The 18,164-nt window shown below is 46.2% G+C and carries 17 protein-coding genes, 1 tRNA gene and 1 rRNA gene (1 of these 19 running past the window's edge); 14 read left to right on the top strand and 5 right to left on the bottom strand.

Features of this window, described 5'->3' with window-relative positions:
* The 3 genes from QOX44_RS03555 to QOX44_RS03545 form a co-directional block, all read right to left on the bottom strand.
* Nucleotides 1-587 (bottom strand): 16S ribosomal RNA (locus QOX44_RS03555) (it extends 945 nt beyond the left edge of the window).
* Nucleotides 588-883: 296 nt separating this feature from the next.
* Nucleotides 884-971 (bottom strand) — tRNA-Ser (locus QOX44_RS03550).
* A gap of 263 nt (nucleotides 972-1,234) precedes the next feature.
* Entirely contained in the window at nucleotides 1,235-2,347 is a 1,113-nt protein-coding gene (locus QOX44_RS03545) for an ABC transporter ATP-binding protein (protein ID WP_283681300.1), read from the bottom strand.
* A 244-nt stretch (nucleotides 2,348-2,591) separates the two neighbouring features.
* On the opposite strand from QOX44_RS03545, the gene QOX44_RS03540 reads away from it, so the two are divergent.
* Nucleotides 2,592-3,551: a 3'-5' exonuclease gene (locus tag QOX44_RS03540; protein ID WP_283681299.1), complete on the top strand. Its 960-nt coding sequence runs from the start codon at nucleotides 2,592-2,594 to the stop codon at nucleotides 3,549-3,551.
* A gap of 86 nt (nucleotides 3,552-3,637) precedes the next feature.
* Here the strand turns inward: QOX44_RS03540 and QOX44_RS03535 are convergent, their stop codons facing one another.
* On the bottom strand, nucleotides 3,638-4,375 hold the full coding sequence (locus tag QOX44_RS03535; RefSeq protein ID WP_283681298.1) for a tyrosine-type recombinase/integrase: 738 nt from the start codon (nucleotides 4,373-4,375) through the stop codon (nucleotides 3,638-3,640).
* A gap of 41 nt (nucleotides 4,376-4,416) precedes the next feature.
* The gene (locus QOX44_RS03530) at nucleotides 4,417-6,135 is read right to left on the bottom strand and encodes a serine hydrolase (RefSeq protein WP_283681297.1); all 1,719 of its coding nucleotides are present in this window, start codon (nucleotides 6,133-6,135) and stop codon (nucleotides 4,417-4,419) included.
* 546 nt (nucleotides 6,136-6,681) lie between these two features.
* Between QOX44_RS03530 and QOX44_RS03525 the strand changes: the two genes are divergently transcribed.
* The 13 genes from QOX44_RS03525 to QOX44_RS03465 all read left to right on the top strand — a co-directional run bounded on the left by QOX44_RS03525 (nucleotide 6,682) and on the right by QOX44_RS03465 (nucleotide 17,931).
* Nucleotides 6,682-7,203 carry a DUF5720 family protein gene (locus QOX44_RS03525; RefSeq protein WP_129900155.1) on the top strand — a complete coding sequence of 174 codons (522 nt, stop codon included), beginning with the start codon at nucleotides 6,682-6,684 and terminating at the stop codon, nucleotides 7,201-7,203.
* A gap of 29 nt (nucleotides 7,204-7,232) precedes the next feature.
* Nucleotides 7,233-8,105 (top strand): DUF6017 domain-containing protein, encoded by an 873-nt coding sequence (locus tag QOX44_RS03520; RefSeq protein ID WP_283681296.1) that lies wholly within the window; start codon nucleotides 7,233-7,235, stop codon nucleotides 8,103-8,105.
* A gap of 10 nt (nucleotides 8,106-8,115) precedes the next feature.
* Nucleotides 8,116-9,159: a DUF3991 domain-containing protein gene (locus QOX44_RS03515; protein ID WP_283681295.1), complete on the top strand. Its 1,044-nt coding sequence runs from the start codon at nucleotides 8,116-8,118 to the stop codon at nucleotides 9,157-9,159.
* 13 nt (nucleotides 9,160-9,172) lie between these two features.
* Nucleotides 9,173-9,397 carry a hypothetical protein gene (locus tag QOX44_RS03510; RefSeq protein WP_029731778.1) on the top strand — a complete coding sequence of 75 codons (225 nt, stop codon included), beginning with the start codon at nucleotides 9,173-9,175 and terminating at the stop codon, nucleotides 9,395-9,397.
* 31 nt (nucleotides 9,398-9,428) lie between these two features.
* A complete protein-coding gene (locus QOX44_RS03505; RefSeq protein WP_005361060.1) occupies nucleotides 9,429-9,710 on the top strand; it encodes a helix-turn-helix domain-containing protein in 282 nt (93 codons plus the stop codon).
* A gap of 3 nt (nucleotides 9,711-9,713) precedes the next feature.
* A complete protein-coding gene (locus tag QOX44_RS03500) occupies nucleotides 9,714-10,484 on the top strand; it encodes a DUF6674 family protein (RefSeq protein ID WP_283681294.1) in 771 nt (256 codons plus the stop codon).
* Between the two features lie 31 nt (nucleotides 10,485-10,515).
* Nucleotides 10,516-11,418, top strand: coding sequence for a hypothetical protein (locus QOX44_RS03495; RefSeq protein ID WP_283681293.1), 903 nt, complete (start codon nucleotides 10,516-10,518; stop codon nucleotides 11,416-11,418).
* A 126-nt stretch (nucleotides 11,419-11,544) separates the two neighbouring features.
* Entirely contained in the window at nucleotides 11,545-13,473 is a 1,929-nt protein-coding gene (locus QOX44_RS03490; RefSeq protein WP_283681312.1) for an LPD1 domain-containing protein, read from the top strand.
* Between the two features lie 18 nt (nucleotides 13,474-13,491).
* Nucleotides 13,492-14,322, top strand: coding sequence for a hypothetical protein (locus tag QOX44_RS03485; RefSeq protein ID WP_283681292.1), 831 nt, complete (start codon nucleotides 13,492-13,494; stop codon nucleotides 14,320-14,322).
* Entirely contained in the window at nucleotides 14,319-14,735 is a 417-nt protein-coding gene (locus QOX44_RS03480) for a DUF3846 domain-containing protein (protein WP_283681291.1), read from the top strand. The genes QOX44_RS03485 and QOX44_RS03480 overlap by 4 nt, the downstream gene beginning before the upstream one ends.
* A 17-nt stretch (nucleotides 14,736-14,752) precedes the next feature.
* Nucleotides 14,753-15,568, top strand: coding sequence for a hypothetical protein (locus QOX44_RS03475; protein ID WP_283681290.1), 816 nt, complete (start codon nucleotides 14,753-14,755; stop codon nucleotides 15,566-15,568).
* Nucleotides 15,569-15,619: 51 nt separating this feature from the next.
* Nucleotides 15,620-16,090, top strand: coding sequence for a PcfB family protein (locus QOX44_RS03470; protein ID WP_029731785.1), 471 nt, complete (start codon nucleotides 15,620-15,622; stop codon nucleotides 16,088-16,090).
* On the top strand, nucleotides 16,087-17,931 hold the full coding sequence (locus QOX44_RS03465; protein WP_283681289.1) for a VirD4-like conjugal transfer protein, CD1115 family: 1,845 nt from the start codon (nucleotides 16,087-16,089) through the stop codon (nucleotides 17,929-17,931). Before QOX44_RS03470 ends, QOX44_RS03465 begins: the two co-directional genes overlap by 4 nt.
* Nucleotides 17,932-18,164 lie beyond the last annotated feature (233 nt).

Raw genomic sequence — 18,164 nt, 5'->3', positions numbered from 1 at the left:
ACTTGCTAAGCCGTCTACGCTCCCTTTACACCCAGTAAATCCGGATAACGCTTGCTCCATACGTATTACCGCGGCTGCTGGCACGTATTTAGCCGGAGCTTCTTAGTCAGGTACCGTCATTTTCTTCCCTGCTGATAGAGCTTTACATACCGAAATACTTCTTCGCTCACGCGGCGTCGCTGCATCAGGCTTTCGCCCATTGTGCAATATTCCCCACTGCTGCCTCCCGTAGGAGTTTGGGCCGTGTCTCAGTCCCAATGTGGCCGGTCACCCTCTCAGGTCGGCTATGGATCGTCGCCTTGGTGGGCCGTTACCCCTCCAACTAGCTAATCCAACGCGGGCCCATCTTACACCACCGGAGTTTTTCACACCGTACCATGCGGTACTGTGCGCTTATGCGGTATTAGCAGCTATTTCTAACTGTTATCCCCCTGTGCAAGGCAGGTTGCCCACGCGTTACTCACCCGTCCGCCACTCAGTCATCTCAAAAATCCACCGAAGTCTCATTTTAAAATGCTTCGTTCGACTTGCATGTGTTAAGCACGCCGCCAGCGTTCATCCTGAGCCAGGATCAAACTCTCATAATAAATGTGTTTGATTCGGTCAGATAACGTCTTGGCTATCTTTCCTTTACTGTTTTTAAAGGTCAGTTCCTTGAAATCTTACAGAAAACCGCTTCGCGCTTTCCCATAAGCATGAATAAAACTTTTTCAAGAATTTTTCAAGGTTGTTTCACTGTTCAGTTATCAAGGTTCTTTGTTGTTGTCTCTTGCGAAGCAACTCTGATATATTATCATATGTTTTTTCGTTTGTCAACAACTTTTTCAAGTTTTTTTGATTTTTTTCAAATCTTTTTTCTTTCATATTTACTGGAAATATGAAACGGAGAAAGAGGGATTTGAACCCTCGCGCCGCGTTAACGACCTACACCCTTAGCAGGGGCGCCTCTTCAGCCTCTTGAGTATTTCTCCATGATTCTGAATTTCTGTTTCTATTAACTTGCCGCCTCACAGCGCATGTATTATTATATGCAGAATATCTCTATTTGTCAACTACTTTTTTATCACTTTTTTATTTTTTCTCTTTCACCTACATATTGTATCTGCACAAGTATATATACACTATATAGTGATATCCTGTCTAAAAATAAACTGTCGCTGTAAAATTCAGTATTTTAAATATGGGGGATTGCCAAACAGCAATCCCCCAATACCTGCTCAACATTTAACGGGTATTAGTTTGTAATTGTAAGCTCTGTCTCTTTATCGAAAACATGAATCTTCTCAAGATCCAGTGCAAACTTAACAACATCCCCTGTTCTGGTAGTTGTACGCGGATTTACTCTTGCTGTAAAGTTGCTTCCTTCTACTGTAAAGTACAGATAAACCTCTGCACCAAGCAGCTCATATACCTCAATCTTTGCTTCCAGTACGCCTGCGCCTGCTGCTGCAATTGCATCCGGATCATCTGAGAGATCCTCCGGACGGATACCCATGATGACAGTCTTGCCATTGTATCCTCCATCGATCAGCTTCTTAGCCTTTGCCTCCGGAAGCTTGATCGTTGTCTTGCCAATCTTCAGATATGCGTCGTTGCCCTTAACGTCAACAACTGCATCTACCATATTCATCTGCGGAGATCCGATAAATCCTGCTACAAACAGATTGCCTGGTGCATTGTAAAGATTCTGCGGTGTATCTACCTGCTGAATAACGCCATCCTTCATAACAACGATCCGGGTACCAAGTGTCATGGCCTCTGTCTGGTCATGTGTTACATAGATGATCGTAGCGCCCAGTCTCTGATGAAGCTTGGAGATCTCTGTTCTCATCTGTACACGAAGCTTTGCATCAAGGTTTGACAGCGGCTCGTCCATCAGGAACACCTTCGGTTCACGGACAATCGCACGTCCCATAGCAACACGCTGTCTCTGTCCACCGGAAAGAGCCTTCGGTTTACGATCAAGCAGCTTCTCAAGATCGAGGATCTTGGCAGCCTCTCTTACCTGTCTGTCGATCTCTGCCTTCGGAACCTTTCTCAGCTTAAGACTGAATGCCATGTTATCATATACTGTCATATGCGGATACAGAGCGTAGCTCTGGAATACCATTGCAATATCTCTGTCTTTCGGCTCTACATCATTTACAACTCTGTCACCAATCTTCAGCTCACCGCCGGTGATCTCCTCCAGACCTGCGATCATACGAAGTGTTGTGGATTTACCACATCCAGACGGTCCTACGAAAATGATAAACTCTTTATCCGCAATCTCGAGGTTGAAATCTTTTACTGCCTCAAAACCATTCGGATATGTTTTGTTAATATGTGATAATGATAAACTTGCCATTCTGACATCCTCCTACATCAGCTTACATTAGCTTTGATAGTAAAAAGTATACTAAATTTTTTCTTTTTCCGCTATACCACAACTACACAAATATTTTTCCTCCTCCTTGGTGTTTCTGCCTATGTTATTTTATAAATTTTGATAATAATAGCACAATGACGAAAATCGTTCTTTTTTCTATACAACTTGACGAAACACAAAAATTATGGGTATACTATCGTCAGCAACATACAGGAGACCGGATATGAATTATATTATTTTGGATTTGGAGTGGAATCAATGTCCTACCGGAAAAGAAGATGAAAACTCCTCCCTTCCATTTGAGATTATTGAGATCGGCGCCGTCCGACTTGATGAAACCTTTACTGAAACAGGGCAATTTCATGAAGTCGTCAAGCCCTCTGTTTATAAAAAACTTCATTATAAGACAAAAGAAATCGTTGCTCTTCGCTCCATTGATTTTGCATCAGCAAGAACCTTCACCGAAATTATCCCTGAATTTCTAAGCTGGTGCCAGGATGCCCTTTTCTGCACATGGGGTCCTGCTGATCTGACAGAGCTTCAGAGGAATCTTGCATATTACCATATAAAATCACCATTTCCATTTCCTCTGATTTATTTCGACATTCAGAAAATATTCAGCATTGTATACGAAGACCGGAAAACAAGGCGTTCCCTGGAATCTGCCGTTGATTTTCTCCGTCTCCCAAAAAACATTGCCTTCCATAACGCTCTGAGCGATGCATATTATACTTCTCTTATTATGAAGCATCTGACTGCAGAGCAGGTGAGAAATAATTCTTCCGTGGATTATTACCGGACGCCTCAGAACCGCCGGCAGGAAATCTATCTGACCTATGAAACCTATGTGAAGATGGTGTCTAAACCGTTTGACACAAAAACACAGGCCATGAAAGACCGTGTAGTTGCTTCTACAGTCTGTTATAAATGTAAAAAAAATGCACAGAAAAAGGTGCGGTGGTTTCCGGCCGGAAGCCGCAACTATCTGTGTCTTGCATACTGTGAAAAGCACGGATACTTAAAAGGTAAAATAAGGCTGCGTCAGCGCTCTGACGGCAAGTATTACGCGATCAAAACCTTAAAGGCAGTCTCACCTGAGGAAGCCTACGAAATCATCGAAAAAAAGGAAATTATAAAGCTAAAACGAAAACTCAAAAAAAGCTTTACAAACGGACAGAACTGACGCTGCCCTTTACAAAAAAAGAAAAAGCCAGAGATCTGCAATTTGCAGCATTCTCTGGCTCATCTTTTGCCTTATATATGGAGTACCTATTTTGTTCTCTTAAAATTCTCCACAAGCTCTTCCATTTCTTTTAACAGACAATCAACCTTTCCAAAATATGCGTCATTATTGAGTGGGTTATCCATTTCAGAGCTGATTTCTGAAAGCACATTTTGAAGCGTTTCAATACGCTTTTTACCGTTCCCGTTTTTATAAAGGATATAACGGCTCCTCTCATTCTCTTCCGGAGTCATTTTTCGCAGATACACCTCTACATTTGGTTTCTCCCCAATATAACGGTAAGTAATAGACGGTGATGCATGATTCAGCAGATTCTGAAGGTAATAAATATCCCCTGTTGATTTATAATATCTCCATGCAAATGTCTTTCTCATCGTCTGCGCGCCAATCGAAGTCAGCCCCATACTCTTCCCCGCACTCTTTAATGCACGGTAAGCCTGCTCTCTGGACAGAGCCGCCGGTGAACTGGCATGTCCCAGAATCAGGAATGCCTCGGGATCTTTTCCTTCTGTATATTTATTGATGATTTCTTTTAATTCAGGCGGTATTAAAAATGTCCTCTTGATATTTTTTGTACCTATATTTGCTTCAATGCTGTCTTTCCCTCTTATATCTTTATTTTTAAATTTGAGTATTTCCTGAAGCTGAAGCCCGGTTCCCACCCCGATTTCAAACATAATATAGTATTTATCATCCATCTCTCTTAGCTTTGCTTTAAACTTTTCCAGCGTTTCTTCATCTTTGATCGGCGCAACCCAGTTCATAATTTACCCATCCCTTCTATTAACTATTTATACTTCCCTTATTACTTTGATGCCCTTCGCTCCATGCGCTCCTTTTCCAGCTCATCGATCAGCCTCTCCGTCTCGTGAGCTTTCTCTTCCATAAGCCTGTCGTATTCTGCAGCCTTCTCTGCCTCTATTTTTGCAAGCTCCTCGCGTTCTTTCCTCTGACGCTCCTGCTCCATCACTGCCCGCAGCTCGGCCTCGATCTCTGCTGCAGTCATTCTTTCGATCTCTTCTTCCCGCTTTTTCCGTTCTTTTTCTTCCTGTATCCTGCGCCTCCTGATTCTGGATTCTGCTGTACACCGGAAAAACAGGACAATAATAAATATGATCAAAAGCACCAGCAATAAAGCCCCGCCCACTAAAACAATAAGAGGATTCCTTTGCGCATAGCGAACAGCTAATTCATATCCTGTCCGAAATACCTGGGTAGTCTGCGTCAGTACCTCATCCAGACTCTCAATCTGTATATTATCAGAAGAAGTCTGCTCTGCCTTCGGAAGTATTTCGACATCCCTTTCACAGATCAGCTGTGCCGGCGCATAAACCGCGCCGAATTTCCCCTCTGCTGTTCCTACTGGCACATCATTATATTTATAAGAAATTACTGTCTTATCAGAGGACTGTTCCCGTACCTCATACGACAGATCTCCCGTATCTGCCGTCTTGGGAACTGTAATAAGAACCGCTGCATTTTCTGCCGGATACCGTTTCCAGACATCAGACTGCAGATTGCCCGCTGTTCCCAGATATTTCAGACCCATTATATCATAAAAATTTCTGTTTGCACTGTCTGTTTTTCGATTCTCTGTCAAAAAATTTTTAAACCCATATTCCAGTATCTGCGTCGATTCCAGATACGCCTTATCTGCACCATTTACACGAAAAACAACGCTGACAAGACGCTTTCCTCCCTTTTCTCCGTAAGTTACAAGAGTGTTCAGACACTGCGATGTGTACCCTGTCTTTCCGGCTGTACACCACTTTTTATAATACGACTCATCCTTTTGCATCATTTTATGGTGATTTAAAAAGGATCTCGGCTCTTCCGTGAGATTTGTCTCCGGAATCGTATACTCCCGCGTAGTCGCTATCTCACGAAAAACAGGATTTTTATATGCAGCCTGCGCGATCAGGGCCATATCATAAGCACATGTATAATGCTCATCACTGTACAATCCATGCGGATTGGAAAAATGTGTATTTACGCACCCAAGCTCCTCCGCCTTCTGGTTCATCATATCTGCGAAACCACTCAGACTGCCCGCCATATATTCCGCTACACCATTTGAAATATCATTTGCAGAAGCCAGCATGATACCATATGCGGCGTCCCTGAGCGTCATCTTTTCTCCCGGCTGGATACCCAGATGGGAGCTTCCCTCTTCCAGATCATATACAATTTCTGAAAATGTAATTTCATCATCCAGATCACAGTTTTCCACAAGCAGGAGCGTTGTCATTATTTTTGTGGTACTGGCCGGATACATCTTCTCCGTTGCATTTTTACTGTAAAGAAATGTACCTGTATCTATATCCATCACCGCTGCCGCTGCCGACTCGATCTGCGGCCCCTGCGGCCAGCCTGGAATCTCATTTGATTCGATTGTATCATAATAAGCGTCCGGGAGCTGCTCCTCCTGCGTCTCTTCCTCCGCTGCAAAACCAACAGTGCCCGGTAAAAAAGGGATTAAAAACAGAACAAGCAGGCCTGTGATCAAATAGTTCCACTTTTTCATATCAACTCTCCTCATATTTCATTTTTCTTTTTATAGTTCCACTTTTTCATAAACAATATTAGTATAAAATATCACATAAAAAATTGCAAGATGCGTCATACGCCTTTTGCCGCGCAAAAAAACCGGAATCTCTGATTTTTCAAAGATTCCGGCAAACACAGCTTATTCAGACCGTTCCCTGCGGGAATCGAACCCACAACTACAGCTTAGGAGTATGGCATACCACCTTGCACGTCATACGGATATGTGACTTCCAATACTCTAAAAACCTTGTAACCACGGGCTTTTTCGAGCGTTCTATCTGTTAAAGAGTGCTTGCCTGTATAACGAGGTTTTTGCTAATTATACATCGTCCAATTAGCAAGGTATTAGCAAAATCCATGTGCTAATTATAATGCACTTTCTAACTTTGTATCAATCGTTACAGTAACGATTACTCTACCAAATACCTTATATTCGCAAATAAATCTGACTTTATAACGCCATAGGTTCATTTGAATCCTATGGCGTTTTATTATAAACATTTTCAAGAGAAAGGAGATCCACATGGAATTAAACGAAATGGAAAAAAAGCTGCTCTTTCAGGTGGAGGGCGATTATCAGACAAAGATCCTGAATGAACTTTATATGACCGTGCGGTATTCAAATAATTCCGAACAGCGGGAGGCGGCAGAAGGTCTTATGGCAAAACTTCGTGTTCTGTCAAATGCAGAGTGCATGGACTTGGTAAAAGATATTCAGAAGAATTACCGTCTGCCCTATCCAGCCCGGACGATTGGAGAAAAGATCGCCGAGGCCAGACAGCAATCAGGTGCAGAAAAATTGAAGGGGCATGACATCATGGCGCTTGAACGTTTTGACCCGGAGGTAAGGCACATGATCGTTTTTGATGTACTGTCTTACGATTCCCCTGTTGGCGACAAAGGCGATAAGATGCGCTTGTTCCTTACAGATGCCGGCTATCAGAAATTTTTAGAGAGCCAGGAACGGGGCGAAGTGAAACTGAAAAACCATGCGAAGGTCTCTGGTGGTCATCTCCATTATGACCACAGGGATCATGCCTTGTAACGGAATAATCGAAGAAAGGAGGCGATACAATGGCAGTATTCCGTGTAGAGAAAACAAAGGACTTTACGATAATGAGCAATCACCATCTGCGCAATACGGAGTTGTCCTTAAAGGCAAAGGGGCTTTTATCACTTATGCTGTCGCTGCCGGAAGATTGGGATTATACCACAAAGGGACTTGCCCATATCTGCAAGGACGGTGTGGATTCTATCACTACTGCCCTGAAGGAACTGGAGCGGCATGGTTATCTCACCAGACAGCGCCTCCGCTATGATAACGGGCAGTTGGGAGACATTGAATATACAATCCATGAGCAGCCTGTAAGTACCGAAAACACAGGGTTTTCACCTAAACGGGAAAATCCAAGACAGGTAAAACCTGAACAGGCAAAACCTAAACAGGTGGAACCTGAACAGGAAAAACCGGCACAATTAAATACTAATCCATTAAAAACAAAAAAATCAAAAAAAGATAAATCAATAACTTATCCATCAATCTATCCGGCAGAGCCGGAAACGGCAAGCCGCACGGATGGGATGGATCGGATAGAGCTGATAGAAGCCTATCGTGAAATCATCAAAGAAAATATCGAATATGACTTACTGGTCTTACGGTATGGCAGGGAACGTCTGGACGAAGCCCTTGAACTTATGCTTGAAGTGATTTTGTCGAAACGCCCTTACATTCGCATTGCCGGAGATGATTTTCCGAGGGAGATCGTCAAGAGCCGGTTCCTGAAGATCAATTCCGGCCACTTAGAGTATGTCTTTGACTGTATCGACAAGAACACGACGAAGGTCGGAAACATCAAAGCCTACCTGTTGGCGGCGCTGTATAATGCCCCGGCTACAATGGACAGCTATTACCGTGCCGAGGTCAATCACGATCTGTACGGCTATTAGGCACCTTTGGGTGTCTTTTTTCATTCCATCACAGGAGGTAAAGCACAATGAAAAGAAACACTGTGCCGGTACTATGCCCGGCGTAACCAAAGAACAGATTCAGGCAGCGCGGGAAGCTGACTTGTTTACTTACCTGCAATTCCATGAACCCGGCGTGCTGAAACGGGATGGACCTAATTTCCGGCATAAGGAGCATGACAGTCTGGTATATGTGACCGGGAAAAGGTACTGGTACTGGAACAGCCGTGGACGGAGTATCAATGCGCTGGACTACCTGATTCAGATTCGGGAATATGGTCTTGTGGATGCGGTTCATGCTCTGGTAGGTGGCGAAATCCGACATACACCGGCTTATCGAAATACGGCAGAAATACAGGTATCAAAAGAACCGGAAAAGAAAGCATTCTCTCTCCCCTGGGCCAGACGTTGCGCGACCGCTGCGGTCTCCTATTTGCAGAAACGGGGGATCAGCTCAGAAGTCATTCGCCAGTGTTTACAAACCGGGATTTTTTACGAAGCCCAGTATCATGGAGAACCGGTTTGTGTGTTTGTAGGGAAAGATGATTCCGGGAAAGCGAAGTTCGCCTGTATGCGCAGTATCAGCGGCAATCTCAAAAAGGATGTCTATGGCAGCGACAAAGGATATAACTTTTGTTATCCCCCGCAAAGTCCGGGCAGCCGGCATGTGGCAGTCTTTGAAGCCCCTATTGATGCGCTTTCCCATGCAACGCTTCAAGAGCTGGAGGGATGGAAATGGAATGGTTACCGCTTGTCTTTGGGAGGTACTTCCCATGTGGCGCTGACTTCTTTTCTGGAACGCCACCCGGAGATCCGGCGTGTTGCCCTTTATATGGACCACGACCTTGCCGGATTTGTCAATGCCCGGAAAATCAAGACCATGCTTCACGAGGATAAACGTTTCCGTCATATCCGGGTAAGTGTCAACCCTCCCCGGATAGGAAAAGATTACAATGAGAAATTGCTGCAGGTTCGGGAACAACTGCAAACCAGCCAGCACCAACGCCGCCTAAAAGAGGCGGCTGTTTCAATTTAGGGAGAATTTCAACATGAATGGATCTCAACAGATCTGCTTTACAGACAGCGCCGGAAAAGCGCTGTTTTCCATTCCTGACAATGGTTTACTCTGCCTGTTCTATGGAAACGGGGATAGGCACTTTGCTGTTTGCCATCGTCTGGATGACACCCATGCAGAAATTGACGGGGTAAATTATTCGCTGCCGGACTTTGCCAAAAGGATGAAACACAACCAAATCAGCTTTGCCCCGGCATAAGGCTGGCAAACAAATAACAGGAGGATTTGAAATGAAAAAAATTGAAAATACCGCTTTGCAGATGATCGCCGAGGCTTCCCGGTGTCCAGACTACGGCCCCGATATGGTGAAATCGCTGATGAAAAAGCTGGACATGAACGAAAAGGGCTTTGCGCTTTTGATGAATGTTGCCCCATCCACAGTGCGTCTTTGGACCAGCGGAGCTGCACAGCCCTGCGGCACAGCAAAACGCCTCATGCAGATTTATGAAACCGGTCCGGAAATTGTCGGCAAGATTGCCGGAGGGCAGCTACCGGCAGATGGGAGGGATTGATGAATGACGGAGACAGATAGCCAGCCGATTGCGGAAAATGAGCAGGTCAAAGAGCTGCTTGCTCTCCTAAAAGACAACAATACACCGGGATATGAAGAATTTGCCAAGCTGATCGAGCATGTGACCGGGATGGAGCAGCGTCTTTTGGAGGCAACCGAGGAATTAAAGGCAGTGCGTCAGGAAATGCAGGGATTACAGAACCATTCCCTGAAAGATGCTCTCCAAAAGAGCTATACAGCTATGGAGGCGAATATTTCCGTTATGCGTCACCGTCTTTCCGAACTCAAAGGCCAGATCATAAACGGGTGCAGGAATATCCTTGCCGATTTCAGGGAACGCGGTACTGTTGCTTTGAATGGGATCACACAGTTTTTACATGTCAGACCGGCGTTGGAATCCATTCAAAATGCAGCAGAAAAAAGTATGCAGGCCAGCAACAGGGCTGTTGCCAGAATTGACGCTTTCAGTACGGAATACCACGAAATGGGGCGGCATCTCAAAAATATGGGCCGTATCCTTCAAGGAAAACCTGCGGAGACAGACGCAAAAGAAAATGGGAAGATTGCCAGAGTGTTCAAAGGTGCTTTCAAAGTGGAGGGCGCCCTTATATCCTCCATTAACCGTAATGCGGAGTGGGCACTTAATACCCTTGCCCGGTTGGAACAGACTGCGGAAAGGCGCCCTTCTGTTTTGGAAGCAATGCGGGAACAGGCAGCAAAAACGGAACCGACAAAAAAGCAGCCGGCACCTTCCCATGATAAGGAAAGCCGGTAATTGTCAGGTTCACATGAAAGGAGGAATTTGATTGAATCAGGAACCACTACCGCAGATTTATTTGATCCGCGATACAGATTTATCCGTCTTTGCGTATGAGATCCATATTTTTGCCGGAGATTTTCTTAGGGAATGCGAATTTAATATGCGTTCTCTGGCGACAAATGCCGGGGCTGATTCCATTGCCATCATGGGGAAAAATCACATGTGGATTTCCGACACCTTGTTTGCTTATTGTTCTACGGCGGACCTTCATCAAATGATCTTAACAACGGAGTTCATCGGAGCGAGGGCTTTCCTGTTTCATACGGATCGGAGCGAGGGCGGTCACTTGTACGGGGATGTCCTGATGATGGATTTAGACACGCTACGGCAGGATATAAAAAGAAATATCCTCTATCCTTGCGGCGTCAATATCGAACGCAAAGATGGTTCAGCGGCCACGGTCAGCCTGAAAGAATGGACTGAAATGGAGCTTTACGAAAAAGATGCTCTGAAAAGCTGGGGATTTTCTTATGCCCCGAATCAAGTTACGGAATGGCAGTACCACTATTCCACGATGTTCAGACAGTGGATGGATCAGGCATTTCGTTATATGCCCCAGGATTTAGAAGAACGCCTGAATATGCAATATATGGAGGCAGCCCAGAACCCGGATATGGATAAGTACCGCATACCACAGGGAACGGCAAAGCAGATGCTTCTTTATGACGAAGCCCCTGTGTATCGGCTTCTTCCAGCCGGTTCGGAGAAAATTGCGCCCATCGCGGCAATCTCTACGGGCCTTTGGTATGAAAATTACCGGGAGTTTGCCATTGCACCGGAGGATTTAGGCGCTCTGGACAAACTGATCCGCAGGGAAACTGACCGGCTCACAGGAAACCTCCCACAACTTCACAAAAACGAAGAACGCCGCCCTGCCGCGGAGCGATAAGAATTTTACACTGACTGGAGGTGATGAAGATTGGCAGGGGTGCATGAAGATTTCGGCGAAAAGATTGGCGGTGCGAAAAAAGACCTGTGGAAAGACCGCGGGCTGTATGCAGATGATCTGGAAGCCATGAATGAGCGCGAAGCCGAAAAATTTGTGAAAAAGGATAATGTCTGGAAAAAGCCGGACTATGCAGCCATGATGGAGGAAGGGATTCCTCTTGGCGTGGTCTATTTTATTAAAAAAGCAAGGGACGGCTTAAACGCTTCCCCTCAGTATTACCGCACGGATGACACCCCGGAAAAACGGACCGCGAGGCAAAAGGAATATATAAAAACAGTCCGGGAATTGCAGACAGTGCTTTCAGATGTCCGTACTGTGGAGGATGCTGTGAGAGCTTATGACCGCTTTTTCGTTGACAATGGATATTTAGAAAAGGTACAGGGCTGGGGAAGCGGAATCCATTACCGGGCAACGAAAAAGGGACAGGAAAATACCGTGATTACAAACAAATTGTCCAATACCATGCTGATCCGCTCGGCTGAATATTTTGAGCGCAACTTTACTCAGAAAGCAAAAAAGGAACAGTTTTGTGTTTCCAAAGAGCAGAAAATACCGAAAGGTTATGCGATTCACTTCAACGACGGGAAACATACCTATTCTAAAAATGAGGACTGGAAACCCGGTACCTACTATGTGACAAAAGGCTATTCGATCCTGCAAACCAATTTTGAGACCAAAGAAGCTGCCCTGAAATGGGTGCAGGAACTTGCCAAAGACAGGAACAAAAACGGAAAGATCCGGTTTGTCCCTCCCCAGCTCGCCCATGTCAAACGTACCGGGCCGGATTACCGGAATGGTGTGGAGATCACCGGACAGCATTATCTTGATACATTTGGGTTCCGCGGCGGCGAGTTTGGAAACTGGATGAACCAGAACGACCGTCAGACCTCCTTTAACATGGGATTTGAAGCACTAAAGGATTTGGCGTCAGCCCTTAAGATCAGCGATAAAGATATTGCTTATCAGGGAACGCTTGCTATCGCTTTTGGTGCAAGAGGCAGCGGCAATGCTGCGGCTCATTATGAACCCTTGCGTACAGTCATCAATCTTACGAAAATGCACGGGGCCGGTTCGCTGGCACATGAATGGTGGCATGGACTTGACGATTATCTTGGTACAAAGATGGGCGCAAAAGGAATGCTGTCAGAACAGCCCCGCCTCTATGCGCCGTTCCAAAAACTCATTGACACCATGAAGTATAAACCTGAAACACCGGAACAGGCAGCAAAGCGCACGGAAGCACAAACAGAACGCACCCGGAAAAATGCGGCAAGCTGGCTGGATTCCTCGGTTCTTGCCTCCCTGAAACGGTATGGCAATGAGGAACAGATGGAAACCTACGCAGTCTTGCGGGAAGCATTTTTGTCCGGCGAACCCGGCTCTTTGGAACAGATCAGCGCATTTAAGAAGAATGTTACCGGCCGGGTAATTCCCAAAAGTGAACGGGAACGGCTGGAAATTTTTGAGCGTATGCTTTCCGGGATGCAGGCGCAGGAAGCTCCGCAGATTGGACGGACGGAAACTGATTTTTACTGTAATTCGGTACGCATGGGAAAAGAATGTGAAAAAGACGGCGGTTATTGGGACAGCAATGTGGAAATGACAGCCAGAGCCTTTGCCTGTTATATCAAGGACAAACTGCCCTACACATCGGATTATCTGGCAGGCCATGCCGACTGTGCCCTTACCCTGGTTTCCGGTAAAGACGGAGAAATGGAGGTATTGAAAGCCTTCCCTGTGGGGGAAGAACGCCGTGCGATTAACGCTGTTTTTGACGAGATTATTCAGGATTTGAAACGGGAACAGCTATTGACCCATGCCGATGTAACGCTTCCCCTCTCTGTTTCTGAACTTCGTGAGGCAGCGGACGGTCAGCTATCCATGTTCGGCGTCGGCCGTCCTTCCGTGATGGATCAGCTTGCGGCAAACAGACCGGCAGATAAAAAATCACTGGCACAGACGGTTTCCAGAAAAAACCATGAGCCGGAAATATAGCAGGAGGTGAACAGCATTTTGGAAGAAAATAAAGATTACCATGCCTACCGGTATGGCGACCACTTGACGCCGGGATCGGAGCTTAAAATTGAGCACAGCGTAGTTTGTGAAAATGTGGATATTTCTACACTGATCACAATGGGAACAGATAGCCTGGAAGCCATGCGCCAGGGAAGTATCGACGGGGAGCAGAAAGCCTATGAAATCGTGGTGGCTGCCGCAAAACAGTGGGAACAGCAGGCAGCGGCAACACAGACGATCAACCGGGCTTTGGAATATCTTCGTACACCGGAGATCGAACATACAGGCAACCAGTGGAAAGACACCGATAACTGGAGGGCAGATCAGAAAATCAGCAACCGGGTCTATCAGATGACCTGCAGTATTTGGGAAGATACGAAATATGACCGGGAAACCAAACAGAGTGTTCCGATTGCCTGGTATGTGACATGGGAAGTCCGTATTCATTCCCCGAAGCAGGGATATGGAGCAAAGATTGCCGGACAAAACCAGAAACGATATACAGATAAGAACGCAGCCATAAAATATCTGGACGGGCGAAAGAAAGCCTATTCCCATTTATTCACGGAAATTTCCCCGCCGATCCCGAAAGAATATGAGCACCATTTCATGGTTCACGGCACTCTTTTACCTGGCTATACGGTTGAAGGACTGGAACAGGCCAAAACGGAACATGCCGCCGCCGAGGTTTCGGAGGGCGGTATTTTTACACCCAAAAACCGGGAGAAGCCTTCCGTCCTGGGGAAGCTCTCTGTGGCAAAAACTCAGGAAAAAACGCCAACCGCTCCCGGTACGGCAATGAAAAAGAAGGAGGATATACAATTATGAAAGTGTTAATGGTAGAGCCGGGCAAGTCCCCTTATGCTGCGGAGATCGAAAGTGGTCTGAAATCCTTGCAGGCGGCAGTGGGCGGAGATATTCAAGCGGTCTATCCGTATGAGGACCCGGTGACTCTGATCTGTAATGAAGAAGGCAAGCTGATGGGGCTGCCTCTGAACCGAGCTCTCTTTGACGATGACGGCCACATCTATGATATTGTGTCCGGGAATTTTCTGATCGTTGGTCTTGGCGAGGAAGATTTTACAGATCTTTCCCCGGACTTGATGGAGAAATACGGGGAGCAGTTCAAGTACCCTGAAAAATTTGCAAGGATTGCCGGCGAGATCATTGCAGTCAAGCAGCCTGCAACCAATGAACACCGGGAAAAACCGATGATGCACCATTCCGGCCCGGATTTGTAGAAAGAAAGGAGCCAATTATGTTAATGGCAGTAAATGAACCTTATGCCCTTATGGTGCAGCCGGACGATATTCTGATCTCTCCCCGTGAGGTAGATGAACATTTTGGGACGATGGTATGCTTCCATCCCCGCTATGCGCTGGGCGACCATCACAACTATATGGACAAAGATGACTTCCTGCGGGAAATGTATTTAGATACCGTAGGACATGATGAAGCCGGCATGAAACGCTATGAACGGATGGTAAACATTGTAAGCAGCCGTTTCCGGTATGGACCAAAGACAGAGGAACGGGCGATCGATGAAGCAATGCAGAACGTAATTTCGGAAAAGTATCTGATGCTCCCCCTCTATCTCTACGACCACTCCGGTCTTGCCATGAGTACAGAAAGTTTCTCAGGCAGGGCTCCTCATGCAGAATGGGACAGCGGACAGGTTGGCTGGATCTATGTTTCCAAAGAAGATGCCCTAAAGGAATTTGACGCTGACAAGATGACCGGCGCCATCCGGCAGAAAGCGGACGCACTGATGCGCAGCGAAGTCGCCGCTTATGATTCCTATCTGCGTGGCGAATGTTATGGGTTTGAGCTTTATAAAAACGGGGAGCTGTCGGATAGCTGCTGGGGCTTTATGGGTAACTTTTCCGATGTGTTGAAAGATATGGCGGAATACCTCCCGGATGAGTGCAAAGGGATGGTCGATCATCTGGAGGAACAGGAACGCCCGGCTACGATCATCAAAACGCTTTTGAAACACGCTAAAATTCAGGTCGTTCAGGCAGCAAAAGCCTTTGAACACGCTTCCCGACAGCAGGTTCTTGGGGAAAGCCGGTAAAAAGTTATTTCCATATTATAAATACCGATTTTATCAGAAAGGAGGATGCTCTTGCAGGAAGATCTCGAACAACGAACGGTTTCTGTTTCTATACAGGCAGCAAAACTGTCAGGGCGGGTACTGCGTGCGGCTATTGCTGCGGTACTCCAAAAGATGGAACAGGAACGCACAATGCCAAAAGTCGGGCGCAACAGCATGAAGCGGCTGACTTATAAAGACCCCGGAGCCAATACCATTGAAGTTTCAGGGCGAATCCGCTCTTTTGAACGGTATGCCAGGAAACATCAGGTACGCTACCATATAGAAAAGGAACTTGGAACAGATCCCCCAAAATGGACGGTATATTTCAAGGCAAACCAGGCGGATGCACTGACGGCAGCTTTTAAGGAATATACAAAGAAAGACCTTACACGCAGCACCAGACCGTCGCTGCTTACACAGCTTCATAAGTTCAAAGAACTGGCGCAGTCGCTTGGCCGTGACCGTGTAAAGAACAAAGAACACGGAGGACCGGAACGATGAAAATCGATGCAGAAACACTGAAAAAACAGGTCATTCTCCATCTGCCTTATGTTCTGTTCCTTCTGGTATTTGCCAAGCTGGGCGAGGCGGTGCGTTTGGCTCCCGGAGCAGACGCTTCCCAAAAGCTGTTAGGACTGTCCGAAGGCTTTGCCCTTGCGTTTCAGAGTATGTGGCCGGGGGCGGCAATGGACTGGCTGATTGGTTTATGCGGTGCAGCCATTATGCGGCTGGCAGTCTATCTTAGAGGGAAAGACGCTAAGAAATACCGCAAAAATGTGGAATACGGTTCAGCCCGTTGGGGGACAGCAAAAGACATTGCACCCTTTATCGACCCAATATTTGAGAACAATATCATTCTTACCCAAAGTGAAGGACTGATGTTAAACGGAAGGCCCAAAAATCCGGCCAATGCAAGAAATAAAAATGTACTGGTAGTCGGAGGATCAGGTTCGGGAAAAACGCGCTTTTTCATCAAGCCCAATCTGATGCAAATGCACAGTTCCTACGTCGTCACCGATCCGAAAGGTACAGTCCTTGTGGAATGCGGAAAGATGTTGCAGCGAGGCATGCCAAAGCTGGACAAGGACGGAAAGCCTGTGCGTAATGAAAAAGGAAAGATCATCTATGAGCCCTATAAAATACGGGTATTCAATACGATCAATTTCCAGAAAAGTATGCACTTTAACCCGTTCGCCTACATTCATTCCGAGAAAGATATTCTGAAGATCGTCACTACCCTGATCGCCAATACCAAAGGCGAAGGAAAAGCCGGAGACGATTTCTGGGTCAAAGCAGAAACCCTGCTTTATACGGCACTGATCGGATATATCTACTATGAAGCTCCGGTAAACGAACAGAATTTTGCCACACTGGTAGAAATGCTGAACGCAATGGAGGTCCGTGAGGATGACGAGTCATTCAAAAATGCCGTTGACCTTCTCTTTGACGCTCTGGAACAAAAAGACCCGGATCATTTTGCCCTGCGTCAATATAAGAAATATAAGCTCGCTGCCGGAAAAACAGCGAAGTCGATCCTTATTTCCTGCGCTTCCAGACTGGCTCCTTTTGACATTAAAGAAGTCAGGGAAATTACCATGTATGACGAACTGGATCTGGATATGCTGGGAGATGAACGGACTGCTCTTTTCCTTATTATGAGTGATACGGACGGAACCTTTGCATTTTTGATCAGTCTGATCTATTCCATTTTGTTTAACCGCTTGTGCGAGCGGGCGGATGATGTGTATGGGGGCAGGCTTCCCATCCATGTGCGCTGCCTGATCGACGAGGCGGCAAATATCGGGCAGATCCCGAACCTGGAGCGTCTTATGGCGACCATCCGAAGCCGTGAGATCTCTGCCTGCCTGGTGCTGCAGGCGCAAAGTCAGCTCAAAGCCCTGTATAAAGACAATATGGACACCATCATCGGTAACTGTGACGCCTCTCTTTTCTTAGGAGGCAAAGAAGAAACCACCTTAAAAAGCTGGAACTCCCTATTGGGGAAAGAGACCATTGACCTGTATAACACCAGTGTCACAAAGGGCAATCAGGAATCCCACGGACAAAATTTTCAAAAGCTGGGAAAGGATCTGATGTCGGTGGATGAACTGGCAGTTATGGACGGGGGCAAATGTCTGCTGCAGATCAGGGGTGTGCGGCCGTTCCTCTCCCGGAAATACGATATAACCAAACACCCAAATTACAAACTGCTTTCCGATTTTAATGAGAAGAACGCTTTTAATATCGAAAAGTTTCTTTCTACCCGGATGCCGATGCGTCCCGGTGAACGATACCGTAATTATGAAGTCACAGCCGAAGATCTGGCTTCCCAGACTTTATAGAGTTGTTCCTGCCTGTCAAAGCATGACGCCCCAGCAGGCTTTGTTTTTGTCACGATGAAAGGAGGATTTTTTGAGGATTCGTGATTCTCCCTGAAAAGTAAATAACCGCAGGATTTTTCCTGTCCCATGCCGCCGTGCTGTTTGAAACAGATTTTTTTCTAAAAACAGTGCGGCGGCTTTTTTTGTTTCCGGCCTGATACGGCCATATCACAAATTAAAATTTCTGAAATTAA

The sequence above is a fragment of the Parablautia sp. Marseille-Q6255 genome, from assembly GCF_951230155.1.
Lineage (GTDB): Bacteria > Bacillota > Clostridia > Lachnospirales > Lachnospiraceae > Choladousia.
The sequence above is the reverse complement of the archived record's forward strand: the minus strand, read 5'-3'. Positions and strand labels throughout refer to the sequence as shown.